Source organism: Peribacillus sp. Aquil_B1 (assembly GCF_022603275.1).
Lineage (GTDB): Bacteria > Bacillota > Bacilli > Bacillales > DSM-1321 > Peribacillus.
Genome location: NZ_JAKXEE010000023.1, coordinates 1 through 255, shown reverse-complemented (window position 1 = coordinate 255; position 255 = coordinate 1). Strand labels below are relative to the sequence as shown.

At 48.2% G+C, this 255-nt stretch carries 1 rRNA gene; it reads right to left on the bottom strand.

What is annotated here, in order from left to right:
• Positions 1-200 (bottom strand): 16S ribosomal RNA (locus MPH60_RS27575); the annotation flags it as partial.
• Positions 201-255 lie beyond the last annotated feature (55 nt).

Below are 255 nucleotides of genomic sequence, written 5' to 3'. Positions count from 1 at the left end.
TCTCTCATGCGAGAAAAGAACGTATCCGGTATTAGCTCCGGTTTCCCGAAGTTATCCCAGTCTTATAGGCAGGTTGCCCACGTGTTACTCACCCGTCCGCCGCTAATCTCAGGGAGCAAGCTCCCATTGATTCGCTCGACTTGCATGTATTAGGCACGCCGCCAGCGTTCGTCCTGAGCCAGGATCAAACTCTCCGAAGAAATGTTTGACTTGCTCATTTGCTTTTTTGATAGTGTGTGCTCACTTAAAATTTAA